Origin of the sequence: Oceanospirillum sanctuarii (genome assembly GCF_002150805.1) — a bacterium.
In the GTDB taxonomy this organism is placed as follows: Bacteria; Pseudomonadota; Gammaproteobacteria; order Pseudomonadales; family Halomonadaceae; genus Oceanospirillum; species Oceanospirillum sanctuarii.
On sequence record NZ_MTBA01000007.1, the window covers coordinates 58567 to 74044 of the forward strand.

The following is a 15478-nucleotide window of genomic DNA, read 5'->3' on the forward strand; positions in this document are numbered from 1 at the left end:
ACACGCTGCTACGAATTACAAACAGCTACTAACAACAAACTGCTACTAACAACAAGAAACGAGGACGACGCCATGAGTGGTAACGAATGGGATGATTACGCAGAAGGCTGGGACAGCGACAGTTCTGTCGATGCCTATGCCGAGCAGGCTTTTAACGGCCTGAAGGCTCTGGGTGATCTGAGTGGCCTAAAGGTCTTTGATTTCGGCTGCGGCACAGGTTCTCTTACCAAACGGATGAGCCCTCTGGCGGATCAGATCGTGGCGCTGGATGCGTCCTCTGAGATGGTACGTTTTCTGGATCAGAAGCAGCTGGCCAATGTGGAAAGCCATGCCGCCTTTTTGACGAAAGAGCTGCTGCAGCAACATCCCGAATGGTTGGGCAGCTTTGACCGGGTAACGGCTTCTTCGGTCTGCAGCTTTCTGCCGGACTACGACGACACGCTCGCGTTGTTAAAAAAACTGCTCAAACCCGGTGGTCTTCTGGTGCAGTGGGACTGGCTGGCGGAAGATGACGCAACCCCGATGGGTTTTACCCTGAGTCGTGTTGAACAGGCCTTAACAGATCAGGGCTTCAAGGAATGTCAGGTGAGCAAGGCGTTTGATTTCGAAAGCCCCAAGGGCACTCTGCCGGTACTGATGGCGGTGGCGAAGGCCTGATAAAAGCGATCAATGATGACTAAAGCATTATTACTGAAAGATCTGCCGGGGCTTGGGCCTAAGTCCCAACAGATGTTGGTTGAAGCCGGTATCGATTCGGTTGAGACCCTGAGAACCCTTGGCCCTATTGCGGCTTTTATGCAGGTTAAACGATATCAGGCACAGCTTGATCCCCCGAAAAATGCCAGCCTGAATCTTTTGTATGCTCTGGTGGGGGCGGTTGAAGGCGAGCATTGGCTGAGTGTTGCTCAGGAGCAGAAGGCTCAGCTGATTATGCAGCTGGAGGGTTACGCTGAACTGGAAAAACTGTTTCAGCAAGAGGGTAAAAAGCTCTGACAGGCGTGCAGCTTCGTAAAGCTTTGCGTAGCTAAATGACTTTTTATGGCCTTGTATTTATGACCGGCTTTTAACGCCCTGTGCTGAAAAGAGAACTAACTGAAATATGAAAATCCTGACGAGCCTGAAAGCCTGGCTATTACTGAGCCTGGTTACGCTAACCGCCTGTACCGGCATGCCGGAGAAGGTCACTCCGGTCTCCGGTTTCGAGCTGGATCGCTATCTTGGCAAATGGTACGAGATCGCCCGGCTGGATCACTCCTTTGAGCGAGGCTTAAGTCATATCAGTGCCAGCTATTCTCTGCGGGATGATGGCGGTGTGCGGGTGATCAATCAGGGTTTTAATACCGAAGATGGCGAGTGGCAACAGGCGGAAGGTAAAGCGTATTTTGTTGAATCTGCTGATCAGGGTTACCTGAAAGTCTCCTTCTTTGGTCCTTTCTACGGCTCCTATATCGTCTTTGAACTGGATCAGGACAATTATCAGTACGCCTTTATCTCAGGGCCGGATACCGATTATCTCTGGTTACTGGCGCGCACGCCGGAAGTGTCTGATGAACTGAAACAGCGCTTTATTACCGAGGCGGCCAAACGAGGATTTGCTACCGATGAGCTGATCTTTCCGGATCAACAGGCAGCGACCCGTCCTGCCGGTGAGCCGGTTCAATAGCCGGAGAATGGGTTTAATAGGGAGCGCATTATGAGTTACACCACACCGAAAAATCAGATCAATCCTCGCAAGTTACTGCACAGTAAATGGACGGCGACAGAACCCCTTAATCGGGAAAAACACTTTCTGGTAACGGAGGTGGAGTTTGATGAAGAGGGCGTGGTGGTCCACTGCGAACTGGAAGCGGTGATCTCCCACAATCTATACCCGATCAACTGGCGGGATCTGAAAGATGCCAGCCGCTGGAAACAGGGCTGGCAGTAATCCTTTATTCGGGCGACAAACTCTCGCCATTATCTGCCTTTCAATAGCTCAATGGCCTGCTCCGGCCCGGACATATCCTGCGCCACGTAGGCTTGCGTGATCACCCCTTCTTTCAGCAGACAGATCCTTTCCAATAACGTCTCATCCGGCTGATCGGCATAAGTGGCCATCTGCTGGCGAATCACTTGTTTGATGTCCGATTTATGCTGTCGGCAATATCGGCTGATCTCGCTTTCGGAATCCCGAAACTCTGCGGCTGTGTTGATAAAAAAGCAGCCACGAAACTCTCCCAAGACTTCTACACGGTCTTCAAACCAGCCTTTCAGGCTCTGAAACAGGTGCTCAACCAACTCCTGATTATTCTTCGCAGGTGCTATCTGTACCGTCAGCCATTGGCTAAAACGCTGGTTTCGGGTTTCCAGTGTGGCAAGTACCAGGGCTTCTTTACTGGTGAAGTGATGGTAGAGGGTTTTTTTCGCCACTCCTGAAACTTTAAGTACCTCATTGATACCGATACTTTGCACACCCTCCTGATAGAAGAGCTCCAGTGCGGTTTCGATCAGTTGCTGACGTTTATCACTCATAACGCTTCCGGTGTTTTGTTTTTATTCCAATACCTTGTTCTTGTTGGCGCTCATATTGACAAGAGTAGACCGACTTGTCTACTCTTGCTTTTATGGGTAGACAGGTCGGTCTACTTGGTCGTGTGGCCGTTAGAAATACCGTGTTTATGCCGTGATGTTTGAGCGGCGATAAGGGATTAAAGGAGTCGATAATGAAAGCTAAACAGACAAGCAAAGATAAACAGATAGCCCTGGCGCTGTTTTCCGGTCTGGGTGCCATGCTGGCGATTGGTGGTTTAGGCTATGCTCAGCAGCTTGTTACTGAAGGTTCTGCGCTCGCTTTTGGTAAGTTCAATAGCAGTGAGATCATGCTGTTGATGGCGGCTTTTGGTGCCAGTGCCGTACTGGTTTTTGGCGTGCCGGAAAGTCCGCTCGCGCAACCCCGAAATGTGATTTTTGGTCACCTGCTGACGGCAAGCATCGGACTTATTTTTGTTCATCTGGAGCTGGTTAATACCGCCACTCTGGCTCTGGCAACAGGTCTTGCGGTAAGTGGCATGTTGCTGACCAAAACAACTCATCCACCGGCAGGCGCTAACCCGCTGTTTATTATGCTCACCGGCCAAAGCTGGAGTTTTCTGGTGACACCGGTTCTTTTAGGAGCGCTGACAATCGTGCTGTTGGGCAAGCTTATGCTGATGATTCGTCAGCGTTATCTGGTTTCTTAGCTGTAAGCGTATTTGTCATCTGAAGCTTCAGAACTCTGCATTCGTTGATAGGGTTCTCAATTTTCTGCAAAGAGTCTGCGGATAGGATAAAAGCGCTTGCGATGTGGCTGGGGTCTTAATATATTAGTTAAAATTAATTTAATCAGAGGATTAAAAATGAAAAAGCTAAGTATGATTCTGGCCGGTCTGGCGCTGACCTCACTGTCGACTCTGTCCCTGGCAGATGATCAGGATGGCCAGGAGCTGGAGAAGACAGAGCGTGAACGTCAGGAAATTCGTGCTGAAGATGATAGAGCCGATGGAGAGCAGCGCAAGGCTCGTGAGCGTGAAGAAAAAAACCGTGAAGAGCGCAAGCGTAAGGATAAAGAGCGGGATCGTGATGACGATGATCGCGACGAAGATGAAGACGGCGAGAAGAAAGACAAAGGCGATAAAAAAGCAAAAGGTGAAGGCAAAGGTAAAAAGCCTGACGATAAAGGCCGCGAGTTTGGTCAGCAAACCTCTCAGGAAGCCCGTGAAAAAGCTAAAGCCGAGCAGGAAGCCCGCAAGTTACGTTTAGAAGAAGAGAAAGCGGAACGTGAAGCGCGCAAAGAAGAAAAGCGCAAGTCTAAAGACCGGGACAGCAAAGGCGGCTCTGGTGGTAACGGCGGCTCAGGTGGCAATGGTGGTGGTAAAGGTAAAAACTGATTCGCTGTTTTCCCCTAAGCGTTGAAAACCCATGCATTGAAAAAAGACCGGTTCTGAGCCGGTCTTTTTTATTGCCCGATCTTTATGCTCACAACCAATTTTTACCGCTGCCGGCGACCCGCAAGGTAGCAGGCCATTAGAATCAGGCCTCCGCCGAGCAGCTGTATCCCTCTCAGACTTTCCCCCAGCCAGACGATGGCAAAGAGTGCACCAAAGGCAGGTTCTGATCCGGTCAGCAGGGCAACCCGTGAGGAACTGGTATGGCGTACGCCGTAGTTCTGGGCAAACAGCGCAAACAGGGTGCAGAAGAAGGCCAGATAAAATGCCGCCAGCCAGAACGCCACTGACTGAGGCAGCAGCTGGGCAACCGGGTAATCGCTGCAGGCAAAAATAATCAGCGCTCCCACCGCCACCACATTGGACTGAATGCTGGTGGTACTGATTGCTGACAGCGTGCTGTTTTTCGACAGACGTTCTGTGGTCACCACCATAATTGCCCGCAGCAGGGCCGCCAGAAGAATCAGCTGATCACCCAGGTTTAAGCTGAATCCGCTATCAGCTGTCGCTGTCTGCCCGGTTTGAGTCAGCAGGAAGACGCCAAAAAGCGATAACAGCGCACAGCCGAGGATCAGTGGTTCCGGCCGCTGGCGTTTCATAAGAGCTTCGACAAAGGGTGTCATCAGCACACACAGGCTAATGAGGAATGCCGCTCGTGAGGCGCTGGTATGAAAGATACCGTAGGTCTCCGCCAGAAAGATCATCAGCAGGATGATGCCTGTGGGCAGTGCCCGATAGAAATCCCCGGTTTTGCCCTGTCGCATCTCCCGCAAAAACAGCGGCAGCAGCATCACAGAGGTCAGACAGAAGCGGATCGCGATAAACGCCAGCGCGCTGGTAAACAGCAGGGCTTCTTTGGTAACGCCATAACTGGTGCCCCAGAAAAACGCCACCAGCAGCAAAGACAGTTCCGGAACCGGAAGGCGGTTTTGGTAGTGTAAAAGGGATTGCCGGGTCAATGGCAGACCAAAAAGTGAACGGGTGCTTTCAGTTTGCATGTGGAGCCTGTTTCAGATGAGTGCTGCAAACCCTAAGGCTTGCAGCGGAGTGTTCCTGTCTATGCAATCAGACGTGATAAACAGCGCTGTTTGTTTATAGGTGTGCATGCTAACTTCAAAGCATTGGTGTGATAATCGTGCTTTAACTCATAAGACTTGTGACTCATGGACACAAATAAACTGATTCCTCTGTTGCCGGATATGGCCGCTTATGTGGCGGTGGTGGAAACCGGAAGTTTTACCCGGGCGGCTGAAAAGCTGGGGATTACCCCTTCCGGTGTCAGCCGTCAGGTCTCCCGACTGGAGACCGCCTTATCTGCCGTACTGATCGAACGTACCACTCGCAGGCAAACCACCACTCAGCTCGGGCAGGAGGTGTATGAGCAGTGCCGCAATATGCTCGACAGTGCCCGTGAAGCGGTCTCCGCCACAGAAAGCGAGGCTACTGAGGTACGTGGGCGCTTGCGGATTGCCGCACCTAAGGCTTTTGCCCGCCAAGTGCTGGAACCGCATTTGCGCTGGTTTATGCAGCAGCATCCGGCGATCTCCCTGCATGTGCAGGTGACCGATCAGCGTCTTGATCCCGGTTATCACGATGTGGATATCGTTTTTGTGGTAGCGGCGGAGCCCCATGAGCATCTGGTGAGCAAAGGCATAGGCCAGGTACGCTCGGTTCTGTGCGCCAGCCCGCACTATCTTGAGAGCCGTGGCGAACCGCAACAACCGGCAGATCTTATGGCCCACGACTGTATTCCCCTTGGCTTGTTTGAACGGGATAACCATTGGCTGCTGACTCAGGGGGAGCGTCGGGAAAAAATCACGGTTGATGGCCGCTATCTGAATAACCATTCCGAGATGCGTCTACTGGCGGTCAAAGATGGTCTGGGGATCGGTATTTTTCCGGATTTTGTCGTGCGTAACGCACTGGCCGAAGGTGAGGTGGTACAGGTGCTGCCAGAGTGGAAACTGCACAGCGATTTTCAGGGTGGGGTTTATATGCAGTATCTGCCGATGCGCTTTATGCCGGGCAAAATGCGCGCCTTTATCGACTTTATTGCAGAGCTTAATCTGCTGGATTGAGCCCGCTTAGCGTGCTTTCAGTTTGATAGCCTGATTAATTAAGCCCAGGCTTTCAGGCTTAGTTTGCCCTGCGCTTGCACTACAATCAGCGCCTTTAACGCTTTTCGAAGCGTGCATTGATTGAGATAAATTGAAGAGAAAGGATAGGGATATGTTTTCCATCAAACGATTTCTGCTGACGGGTGTTTTGTCTGCCTTGTTGACCGCCTGCTCCGGCACCGGCTTGCAATCGACGGAGCAAGCTATGAAAGATGCTGCCGACAAAGCCACGCCAGAAGTGCAGGCTCAGCTGTTTTTTTATTACAGCTGCATTCACTGCAATAACTTCTATTTCGATCAGCTGAAAGCCTATCGGGAACAGCATCCGGACGTTGAAGTGAAGGAAGTGGCGATTGCTGTTTTTCAGTTCCAGTACCCCATGGCAAAGGCTTTTTATGCAGCAGAGCTGGCGGGTATTAATCCGGCTTTTCATGAAGCGGCTTTCAAAGCACACAGAGCTGATCGTCTGATGCGACCGGATGCTGCCTATTACGCGGACATGGCAGCAACCTGCTGTAATCTGCCGAAAGAACGTTTTCTGACGCTCTATAACTCCAGAGAGGTGGAGGCGAAGTTTCAGGAAGCTCAGGGTCTGAAAGAGCTGCTGCAGATTAATGCCGTACCTGCCGTAATGCAGAACGGACAGCGAACCACTCTTGAAAAGCTGGATCCCTGAACCGGTTTCGGTAAGTGCTGAAAAAAGGCTATGCTGTTCAGGTGGATAAACATGGGTTCGATCTGACACAAAAATGACAATAAGAAGGATCTCAACGATGACACAGCATTCAGGTTCCTGCCTTTGCGGCTCGGTGAAATACCAGCTGGAAGGCGAGTTTCATAACTTTTTTCTCTGTCACTGCAGTTATTGCCAGAAGGGTACCGGCAGTGCCCATGCGGCTAACCTGTTCAGTAAAAATGCTCAGCTGAACTGGTTGCAGGGGCAGGACAAGGTCACTTTTTATAATCTGCCGGAAACCCGTCATGGCCGTAGTTTCTGCAGCACCTGCGGCTCACCGGTGCCTACCAGTCTTGGCGGCGGCAAACTGATAATGGTACCTGCGGGCAGTATGGATTCACCGGTAACGATTAAACCTACGGCGCATCTGTTTATCGCCAGTAAAGCAGACTGGGAACAGGAGCTGGATCAGGTGCATCAGTTTCAGGGTTTTCCGGAATAAGCCCGATTCGAAATCATCATCTCCGGTTATTCAGCAAACCCCGGGATCGAGAGATCCCGGGGTTTTCTTTTATCCGGATTCGACCTTCTCAGGACAGGTCAGATCAGCGCAGGTCGGGCGCGGTGATCTCCTCTAAGCCGATCAATGGTCAGTTTTGAACAATTATCCGCCTTGAACAGTAAAATACGTTTAATATACGATTCGTATATTAAACGTATTTATTTTGTTCTGTTTCAGCAGACACAACCAGCCCGGAGTAGTCAGTGGGAATCGTAAAAATCAGTGATGAGCTGCATGATGAGGTGCGTAAAGCCAGCAGCGCCATGGTGCGTTCAATCAATGCTCAGGCGGAGTTCTGGATCAAGGTGGGGATGTTGGCGGAGACCAATCCGACAAAGACCTTTACCGAACTGATGCGGGAACAGATGAAACAGGCGGAGCTGAGCGGTTTGCGTGAGGAGCCTGAAGCAGAAAAAACAGCAGCCGGAGTGAGTGAAAGTCATGAGTAAGATCAGCCTTAAATCCCCTGAAGAAATGGCGCTGATGCGTGAATCCGGTCGCCTTTTGGCCAAGGTGTTTGCCTACCTGGATACTCAGGTGAAAGAGGGCGTGACCACCATGCAGATCAACGATTGGGTAGAGCGTTATATTGTTGATGAACTCAAGGCCCGCCCTGCCAGCAAAGGTCAGTACGGTTATCAGTATTCCCTGAATACCTCGGTGAATGAGGTGGTTTGTCACGGCATTCCTTCGGATCAGAAGGTGCTGAAATCCGGCGATATCGTTAACGTCGATATCACCCTTGAGAAAGGTGGCTTTATCTCCGATTCCAGCAAGATGTTCTGCATCGGTGTTGTTGCGCCACTGGCAAAAAAACTGGTGGATAAAACCTATGAAGCGATGTGGCAGGGCATTAAGCAGGTAAAACCGGGTGCAACCCTGGGTGATGTGGGCAGTGCCATTGAGCGTTTCGCCAAGGCTAACGGCTACTCTGTTGTGCGTGATTACTGTGGCCACGGTATCGGCCGGGAAATGCATGAAGAACCGGAAGTGCTGCACTACGGTACGCCGGGCAAAGGCCTGACTTTGAAAGAAGGCATGACCTTTACCATCGAACCCATGATCAATCAGGGCAAAGCGAAAATTAAAACCAAGCGAGATGGCTGGACGGTAGTTACTGCGGATAAAAAACTCTCTGCCCAGTGGGAGCACACCATTGCGGTCACCGCAGATGGCTTTGAGGTGCTGACTCTGAGAGAAGAAGAGACGATTCCGGCATAGGAATTTCTCCCTGCTGAATATGATCTGAAACGGCCTTAGGGCCGTTTTTTTGTGTCCTTGAGGCGCATATCAATCAGTTGTTTGTTTCTTAAGACTGAGCTGTATGAGGGAAGTATGTTAAAATGCTGCCTTTCCGAAATATCTTAATGCTATTAGTAAGTTAGCTTTTCAGAAGTAGTTAGTTAGCTTGTCACAAGCGGCTGATATGACCTGACGCAGTTAACGCGGCAAACACTCAGGAACTCCTTTTATGGATCTTTCACAGGAATCCTGCCCTTACTGCGGGCACACAGGTCTGACTCTGGGATACTGGCAGGAGACTGCGCACTTTATCCAATGTGAAGGCTGTGGTGCTCAGGGACCCCGTTCGCCGCTGGCTGAAAAGCCGACCTCAATTTCTCCCCTGACCGATGAAAGTCTGCTGCGCACGGTGATTGATGAATCACCGGATATCATCCTGATGAAGGATTTTGACGGTGACTTCCTGCTCTGTAATGAATCTCTGGCGCGGCTTTATGGCTCGACTCCCACCAAGATGATTGGTAAGAGCGATGCGGATTTTAATCCCAATACCGAACAAGTGGAGTTCTACAAAGAGAATATCCGCCAGGTGATGCGCTCCGGTAAGTTACAGATCGTGGAAGAAGCTTCTACCGACAGTGACACCGGTGAAGTTCGCTATTTTCAGTCGATCAAAAAGCCACTTAAAGGTCCGGATGGCAGTGACCGTATTCTGGTTATTGCCCATGATATCACCGAACTCAAGCGTGCCCATCAGCTGATTGAAGAGAAAGAGCGCCGCTATGCTTACGCCATGGCGGCCGCCGGAGAAGGGATCTGGGACTGGGATATTCCGGGCAACCGCGTGTATCACAATCGAAAATGGTGTGATCTTCTGGGGCTCGACAGTTCCCATGCCAGTCACGAAATGAGCGTGCTTTCCCGGCTGATCCATCCGGAAGATCACGACGCTATGATGGAGTCTCTGAATCAGGCTCTGGTGGGTGATGGTGTGTATAGCCATGAGCACCGAATGCTGCGGGGTGATGGTGAAGTCTTCTGGGGTTTCGACCGTGGCCGCGTGGTTGAGTGGGATGAGACCGGGCGTCCGGTTCGTATGGTGGGGAGTATCACGGATATTACCGATCGTAAGCGGGCAGAGCAGAAGCTGGCGGAAGCAAAAGCTGAGCTGGAAAAAAGTAATCAGCTACTGGAACATCTGGTCAGTGAACGTACTGAAGAGCTGGCTAATGCCAACCGTGAGTTGCAGCGTATGGCCAGAATCGATCCTTTGACCGGCACCGGAAACCGCTTTCAGCTGGAATCCTGGCTGTCCGCTAAATCCGGTGATCTGCCGATTGCGGTTCTGATGCTGGATATTGACCACTTCAAAAAGATCAACGACACCTATGGTCATAAGCTTGGCGATACCGTGCTTAAGCAGGTTGCTTCGGCACTGCGGGAGCAGCTCCGGGATCAGGATCTGATTATCCGCTTTGGCGGTGAAGAGTTTCTGCTGGTACTGGCCGGTGCTAATGAGCAGCAGGCAACTCAGACTGCAGAGCGACTTCGGGCTTATGTTGAGCAGTTGGCAGGCCTGCCGATTCACCATGCAGTGACAGTGAGTATCGGTATGTGTGCCGGAACGTTGAATGGCTTTGAACAGCTGCAGCAAACTGCAGATGAGTATCTGTATGCCGCTAAAGCCGGAGGCCGCAATCAGGTGGTTTCCAGCCACTCTTACCTTCCTGAAAACCCTCTTATCTGATTGGGAAACTAATCAGTCATCAGATTTTTTACTGAGCAAAAAACAAACTAAGTCAGTAAGATAGCTCCCTTTTTCTCAACCTCAGGATCAGAAAGGGAGCCTGTTCTATGAAACCGGAAACGATGAAAATAGCTGTCTATTGTGGCTCTGCCAGTGGCAATAAACCTGAATATATCGAGGCCGCTAAACGTCTGGGGCATTACTTTGCTGAACAGGGTATTGATCTGGTCTATGGTGGCGGCAAGGTTGGCCTGATGGGCACCATTGCGGATTCGGTTCTGGAAGCAGGCGGCAAGGTCTATGGCTTTATTCCTAAGGCGCTGGAAGAGAAAGAGATCGCCCATACCGGTCTTACCGAGCTGACTGTCGTACCGGATATGCACACCCGTAAAGCCGCGATGGCGGATATGGCCGATGCCTTTGTCGCCATGCCGGGCGGTGTAGGCACCTTCGAAGAGATCTTTGAAGCCTGGACTTGGGCACAGTTGGGATATCACGGTAAACCCTGTGCGTTTTATAACGTAGCCGGTTTCTACGATCCTCTGTTTGCCATGGTTGATTCCGTGGCTGAATCCGGTTTTATGAAAGCGGAATATATCGACATGCTGATCAAAACCGATCAACCGGAAACTCTGATTGAACGTATCCGTAGCTACCAGCCGCCGAGGAAAAAGTGGACCTGATACTCATTAAAAAGCCACTGCATCTTAGATACAGTGGCTTTTTTTGATCTGTCTTTTTGACGATGGGTCAGAGGTTTATTTTGGTCTTAAGGGTTTGATAACGGCTGCTGAGAGCTGAAGCGTAAGAGCTTGGCGTGTCCTGATCAGGAAAGTCCAGAGACCACATAAAACTGTTGGCTGCGACTTTGCTGACTGACTCGCTGACTGAGACACCCATCAATTCAAGCTGTAGTGCCCGGACTTCGGATAGATCCAAAACCGGATAATCTCCCGTTGGCTTTGAATAAATTCGGGTGCCATTCAGGTCGGTATCCTCATCGAATTTTGATGAAAAGTACTTACCATAATGATTCATCATGCCAGCACCTCCTGCAATCAACATGACCTGATGGTCACCGTGATCCCAGCCGTTGGAGTCGTTATAACGATAGTTACGGCCAAAGTCCCCGCGAAGAACAATCACAATTGGCAAGCCTGACTGGTCAATCATCTCGGAAGCGGTGTGCACTCCCCTCAAGAGGCTGCTCATACGGGTTGTGTATTGATCATCGGAGTTAGAGTGCATATCCCAGCCACCATAGGGCATGGAAATATAATGGGTTTTATTCTGGCTCTGGATCAGGGCAACGGCAGCTCTTAGCTGGTTGCCGATATCATTATTTTGAAAGAAACTGTTGGCTTGGCTGTTCTCGTAATTTTCTTTGATTGTTCTTGCCTGATCCAGTTGAGCACCCGCTGCGGTAAAGTCTGTATGAATTTGACTACCCTGAGCAGCGTACAGGTCTAATAACGGAGAAAACTCATTCTGAGTTGTATCATCAGGATTATCTTTTACTTCATAACGCCAACCTGAGCGAGTGAATACATTTTGCAGGTTGGCATCAAAAGGGAAATAGCCGGACTTACGGCCTGCAAAAGCCTTAGCGCCATCACCGGTTGCTGCAAGTGCAATACTATCAGGGATATCGCTGGCCTGGCCTAGGGTGCCATAGCTTTGGGAAAAGTCATGGGCTTTAGAGGAGTGAAGCGGCACAACAGACAGTTGAGTCAGTCTGTTCCTTGTGAGCAGGTCTTCCAGCACATCACCACCTGACTCTTGCCAGAAGCCGTTAGTCGTTGCCGTTTTACTGTTAACATTAAACCCCGGTACTTCTGATGCTTTCAGCATACCCAGCTCAGATACAGCGGAGCTGGCTCCGCCATAGAGAAAAACCTCAATAACAGAGTAAGTCTGGCTTGCAGCCAATACTTTACTGGAGAATGACCAGGGCAGTAGACCTGCGCCAATTACGCCAGCCGTCCCTTTCAGGAAACTTCTTCTACTGATGCTCATGCACTTCTCCATCATTGATAGTTGTATTGGCGATAATCCATCGCAACGATCTGGATGGCTAAAAGAATGAGAGCCTTCCCTGTTTTACCAGAGTTATTCAGATAATCGACAAAGCTCTGGTCGTATTGAATATCATCTGTACCCCATATTTTCCGGTGTGCTTCTGTCAGCAGTTCGCTTGGAGATTCTGAAAATTGGTAGAGTTTCAGGAATTCAGTTTGTGATATTCCCCAGCTGTAATCGTTGCCTGTGTCCCACATCTCTTTTGGAATTCTTGAGTCAACAAAAGCAGACATCAGAGCGGTGTTTAGCGAGTTCCAGTCCGGAGCCCTTCTTTCCAGCTTAGAAAATAATGGTTGAGAACCTATCTGAGCGGAGATATTAGCCAGTTCCCGGATATCATCTCTGCGCAAGTGAGCGTTAAATGATTTCAGTGCCGGAAAGAGAATCTCTTCAGGGAACTTAGCACGTTTAACTTTTTCCAGAGACGTGTGGGTCAGAGCTTCGATATAGATATCCCGAAACGTCGACAGACCCTTACTGCTCATCGAATTGATCACATCTGACGCTTCGTACCCATATAGTGCTTTAACGATGTGCTTGTAAATATGAGTCATAAACTCGCCGTGATTAACGACGTAGCTGTAGAGTTGGTAGGGCGTTGTCAGCTGTGCACCATCAATATGCTGTAGCTCTGAATTTCGGTTGAAGCTGTCAATTTCCAGAGTTCCCTGATCTTCGTTGAAGCTATAGTTCTGAAGAATTTTGGCTGCCGGAGGCACTATCTCATCACGAAAATCACCCAGATAGATTTCAAATACTTCCCGACCGTTATCCTCTGGACTCCGGAATCTGGCCCAGAAGATATCGGCCATAAAATAGTCCAGCATGATCTCTTTAACAGATCGGTTTTGTTCGACAGCTGTTCTGATTTTTTCAATGTGAGTATTGATACGAGCTGATGACACGGTATCTAACTCGTCACCCATTGCCAGAACAAAAGAGTTCAGGAGCTGATAGGTGATCCAGAGATCGAAGTATTCTTTGGAAAAATCAGTGCTATCAGGTCTTGCATTAAACAACAGATGAAACAGAAGGTTATGTTCGGGGCGATTGCTATCCAGATAGTAACGGTTTTTTTCGTAACTATGCTCGTTAAAGCCTGCGACGGATCGTGATGATTGGCTTTTAAGATCGTAAACATCCATATCAGCAGGTAAGTACAACATCTGCTTTGCTTTTTTCGTTAATGGCGCGGATGTGCCATCACTGGTACCACAAGCCTGCAGAAGGCTTGCTCCTGCTATGAGTCCCAGTGTTGTAGCTACCTGTTTCATGTCTTCACCTGAATACCGATATTTCAAAAACTATTTAACGCTAAAGAGGGTAGAGACTCCGCTCTAATTTTGTGTGTTTTTTGTTAAATGAATACTACCTGATTGAATAGATTTTTCGCTGAGTAACATCACAATTCAATATTTAAGGCAGGTCATGTTTCCATCAATAGTCGCTTTTCGCTACTTCTTCGGTACTGTTTTAGCACTATTTAGCTGGTATCGGGATTGCTGAAAGCAGTGCAATGGTTAACTCTCAAGGTCATACGTCAATTGAGGCGAGACACAAGGGAGTTACTGAGATGGATCTATACGCTACGCCACCGTCACCCCAGCAAGCATCAGCTAACAAGAAAAAGCCTGTTGTGGGTTTTATGTCTGCAGCTCTGATCACTCTGGGGACTTCTTTTCTGACCTGGGAAACCGCAAAAGCCGATCTCAGTTATGAGGCTTATATCGATTCCGATAAGCGCATCAAATGCCTGTACGGTTATGCGGCGGATAAGACCGGAGATCACGCAGCAGCTATTAAGATCTTTGAGGATTGCATCAACCGTTGGGAGGATGTGTATTCGATGATCTGGCTGGCGCAGATTTATGAAGCCGGTGTTGCAGTGCCTCAGGATCTGGCCTATTCAACGGCGCTGATGAAGCGCGGTGCCCATGCGAATGATGCTGCCGGTTACTCGTCAATTGCCCGTTATCATTATGGCGTGGCGCTTTATGAAGGTATTGGTACCGATCAGGATAAGCAGGAAGGTCTGTATTGGTTAAAACAGGCGGCGGATGAAGGTGTTGCCGAGGCAGCAGGTTATCTGCAACAGCAGGGGCACTGATCTGCCCCGATATTACCGGTTTACTGTCGGGAATCAGGATCGGGCTGGCCAGCCGGTTTTATCGATCATTCTCAGATAGCGGCGGTATTGAATAGCAGAGATATAGTTCGACTGACGCATGCCCTGCAGAATGTTCTGGTATTTACGCTTCAGAGCCGGAGTGACATTCCGGTTCTGGTACAGGGTGTAGTGATAACGGCGGGGACTTGGCAGCATCAGCGCCAGCCAGGCACCTTCGGCGGCGTTCAGATCCGCAGGTTTCTTGTTGAAGTAATACAGTGAGGCATCTTTGACGCCGTACAGATCCGGCCCGAACTCCGCCATATTCAGGTAGAGCTCAATAATCTCATTCTTGCTGAAGTGGCGTTCCAGATCCCGGGTGATGACCGCTTCCTGCAGTTTTCGGAAATAACTTTGCTGCTGGGTCAGAAACAGGTTTTTAACCGTTTGCTGACTCAGGGTACTGCCGCCAAAACGGGTTTCCCCTTTCTTGATATTGGCCACCATGGCATCCAGCAGGGCGTTATAGTCGATGCCCTGATGCTGATAAAAACGGGCATCTTCCGCCATCACCACCGCATACAGCAGATCACGGTTAACATCCTTCAGCTCAACCCAGTGGTGTTTGTTTTTGCTCTTTCTGAGCTTGTCATCCACCCGCACTTCCGCCTGATGGCGTAGCTGGCTGAAACTCATCTGATCCACATCCGGCAGGCTGCTGAAAAAGAGCCAGAGGCCGCCGCTGATCATCAGGATAATGGAGAGGAAGACCCAGCCGAGGAAATAAACCAGTCGGTTCAGATGACGCATCGGCCAGGCAAGAAAAGGGGCCAGCCAGAGTTTGATTTTTTCGAAGCGGGTAGGGACTTTTTTCTTACGTGCAGCCATGCAGGCTTCCTCGGGATTCCGGTTCCATCAGTTTGAGGCTAAAGAGAATATCAGACTTTCAGGAAAAAACCGGAGCAGGAACAAGGGATTATTACATA

The 15478-nt window shown here is 49.9% G+C and carries 19 protein-coding genes; 14 read left to right on the plus strand and 5 right to left on the minus strand.

All coding sequences use genetic code 11. The annotated features are described in order from the left end of the window. Positions 1-72: 72 nt before the first annotated feature. From BV405_RS13355 to BV405_RS13370, 4 genes are all read left to right on the plus strand, one after another. Entirely contained in the window at positions 73-657 is a 585-nt protein-coding gene (locus BV405_RS13355; RefSeq protein WP_086481397.1) for a methyltransferase, read from the plus strand. 15 nt (positions 658-672) lie between these two features. Further along, positions 673-993, plus strand: coding sequence for a TfoX/Sxy family protein (locus tag BV405_RS13360; protein WP_086481398.1), 321 nt, complete (start codon positions 673-675; stop codon positions 991-993). 106 nt (positions 994-1099) lie between these two features. Beyond that, positions 1100-1663 (plus strand): lipocalin family protein, encoded by a 564-nt coding sequence (locus BV405_RS13365; RefSeq protein ID WP_086481399.1) that lies wholly within the window; start codon positions 1100-1102, stop codon positions 1661-1663. Positions 1664-1693: 30 nt separating this feature from the next. Continuing rightward, positions 1694-1927 (plus strand): TIGR02450 family Trp-rich protein, encoded by a 234-nt coding sequence (locus tag BV405_RS13370; RefSeq protein WP_086481400.1) that lies wholly within the window; start codon positions 1694-1696, stop codon positions 1925-1927. 29 nt (positions 1928-1956) lie between these two features. Here the strand turns inward: BV405_RS13370 and BV405_RS13375 are convergent, their stop codons facing one another. Next, the gene (locus tag BV405_RS13375; protein ID WP_086481401.1) at positions 1957-2511 is read right to left on the minus strand and encodes a TetR/AcrR family transcriptional regulator; all 555 of its coding nucleotides are present in this window, start codon (positions 2509-2511) and stop codon (positions 1957-1959) included. A gap of 191 nt (positions 2512-2702) precedes the next feature. Here BV405_RS13375 and BV405_RS13380 point away from each other — a divergent pair, with 191 nt between their 5' ends. Both BV405_RS13380 and BV405_RS13385 read left to right on the plus strand, forming a co-directional pair. Further along, complete coding sequence (locus tag BV405_RS13380) at positions 2703-3218, plus strand: HPP family protein (protein ID WP_086481402.1); 516 nt, start codon at positions 2703-2705, stop codon at positions 3216-3218. 156 nt (positions 3219-3374) lie between these two features. Continuing rightward, positions 3375-3905 (plus strand): hypothetical protein, encoded by a 531-nt coding sequence (locus tag BV405_RS13385; protein WP_086481403.1) that lies wholly within the window; start codon positions 3375-3377, stop codon positions 3903-3905. Between the two features lie 101 nt (positions 3906-4006). Here the strand turns inward: BV405_RS13385 and BV405_RS13390 are convergent, their stop codons facing one another. After that, positions 4007-4960 (minus strand): DMT family transporter, encoded by a 954-nt coding sequence (locus BV405_RS13390; protein ID WP_086481404.1) that lies wholly within the window; start codon positions 4958-4960, stop codon positions 4007-4009. A 165-nt stretch (positions 4961-5125) separates the two neighbouring features. Here BV405_RS13390 and BV405_RS13395 point away from each other — a divergent pair, with 165 nt between their 5' ends. The 7 genes from BV405_RS13395 (at position 5126) to BV405_RS13425 (ending at position 10989) form a co-directional block, all read left to right on the plus strand. Beyond that, a complete protein-coding gene (locus tag BV405_RS13395) occupies positions 5126-6040 on the plus strand; it encodes a LysR family transcriptional regulator (RefSeq protein ID WP_086481405.1) in 915 nt (304 codons plus the stop codon). A 151-nt stretch (positions 6041-6191) separates the two neighbouring features. After that, positions 6192-6755, plus strand: a complete 564-nt coding sequence (locus BV405_RS13400; RefSeq protein ID WP_086481406.1) for a thioredoxin domain-containing protein — start codon at positions 6192-6194, stop codon at positions 6753-6755. 97 nt (positions 6756-6852) lie between these two features. Continuing rightward, positions 6853-7257, plus strand: coding sequence for a GFA family protein (locus tag BV405_RS13405; protein WP_086481407.1), 405 nt, complete (start codon positions 6853-6855; stop codon positions 7255-7257). A 263-nt stretch (positions 7258-7520) separates the two neighbouring features. Then, complete coding sequence (locus BV405_RS13410) at positions 7521-7766, plus strand: ParD-like family protein (RefSeq protein WP_086481408.1); 246 nt, start codon at positions 7521-7523, stop codon at positions 7764-7766. Further along, entirely contained in the window at positions 7759-8538 is a 780-nt protein-coding gene (gene map / locus BV405_RS13415) for a type I methionyl aminopeptidase (protein ID WP_086481409.1), read from the plus strand. Before BV405_RS13410 ends, map begins: the two co-directional genes overlap by 8 nt. A gap of 250 nt (positions 8539-8788) precedes the next feature. Continuing rightward, positions 8789-10306 carry a diguanylate cyclase gene (locus BV405_RS13420; protein ID WP_086481410.1) on the plus strand — a complete coding sequence of 506 codons (1518 nt, stop codon included), beginning with the start codon at positions 8789-8791 and terminating at the stop codon, positions 10304-10306. A 122-nt stretch (positions 10307-10428) separates the two neighbouring features. Beyond that, the gene (locus tag BV405_RS13425) at positions 10429-10989 is read left to right on the plus strand and encodes an LOG family protein (RefSeq protein ID WP_086481501.1); all 561 of its coding nucleotides are present in this window, start codon (positions 10429-10431) and stop codon (positions 10987-10989) included. Between the two features lie 67 nt (positions 10990-11056). Here BV405_RS13425 and BV405_RS13430 read toward each other — a convergent pair whose 3' ends face one another. Both BV405_RS13430 and BV405_RS13435 read right to left on the minus strand, forming a co-directional pair. Continuing rightward, a complete protein-coding gene (locus BV405_RS13430) occupies positions 11057-12322 on the minus strand; it encodes a DUF1501 domain-containing protein (RefSeq protein ID WP_176330161.1) in 1266 nt (421 codons plus the stop codon). 11 nt (positions 12323-12333) lie between these two features. Next, complete coding sequence (locus tag BV405_RS13435) at positions 12334-13659, minus strand: hypothetical protein (protein WP_086481412.1); 1326 nt, start codon at positions 13657-13659, stop codon at positions 12334-12336. Between the two features lie 299 nt (positions 13660-13958). Here BV405_RS13435 and BV405_RS13440 point away from each other — a divergent pair, with 299 nt between their 5' ends. Continuing rightward, complete coding sequence (locus BV405_RS13440) at positions 13959-14492, plus strand: tetratricopeptide repeat protein (protein WP_217895660.1); 534 nt, start codon at positions 13959-13961, stop codon at positions 14490-14492. Positions 14493-14525: 33 nt separating this feature from the next. Here the strand turns inward: BV405_RS13440 and BV405_RS13445 are convergent, their stop codons facing one another. Beyond that, complete coding sequence (locus tag BV405_RS13445; RefSeq protein WP_086481413.1) at positions 14526-15380, minus strand: biosynthetic peptidoglycan transglycosylase; 855 nt, start codon at positions 15378-15380, stop codon at positions 14526-14528. Between the last annotated feature and the right edge of the window lie 98 nt (positions 15381-15478).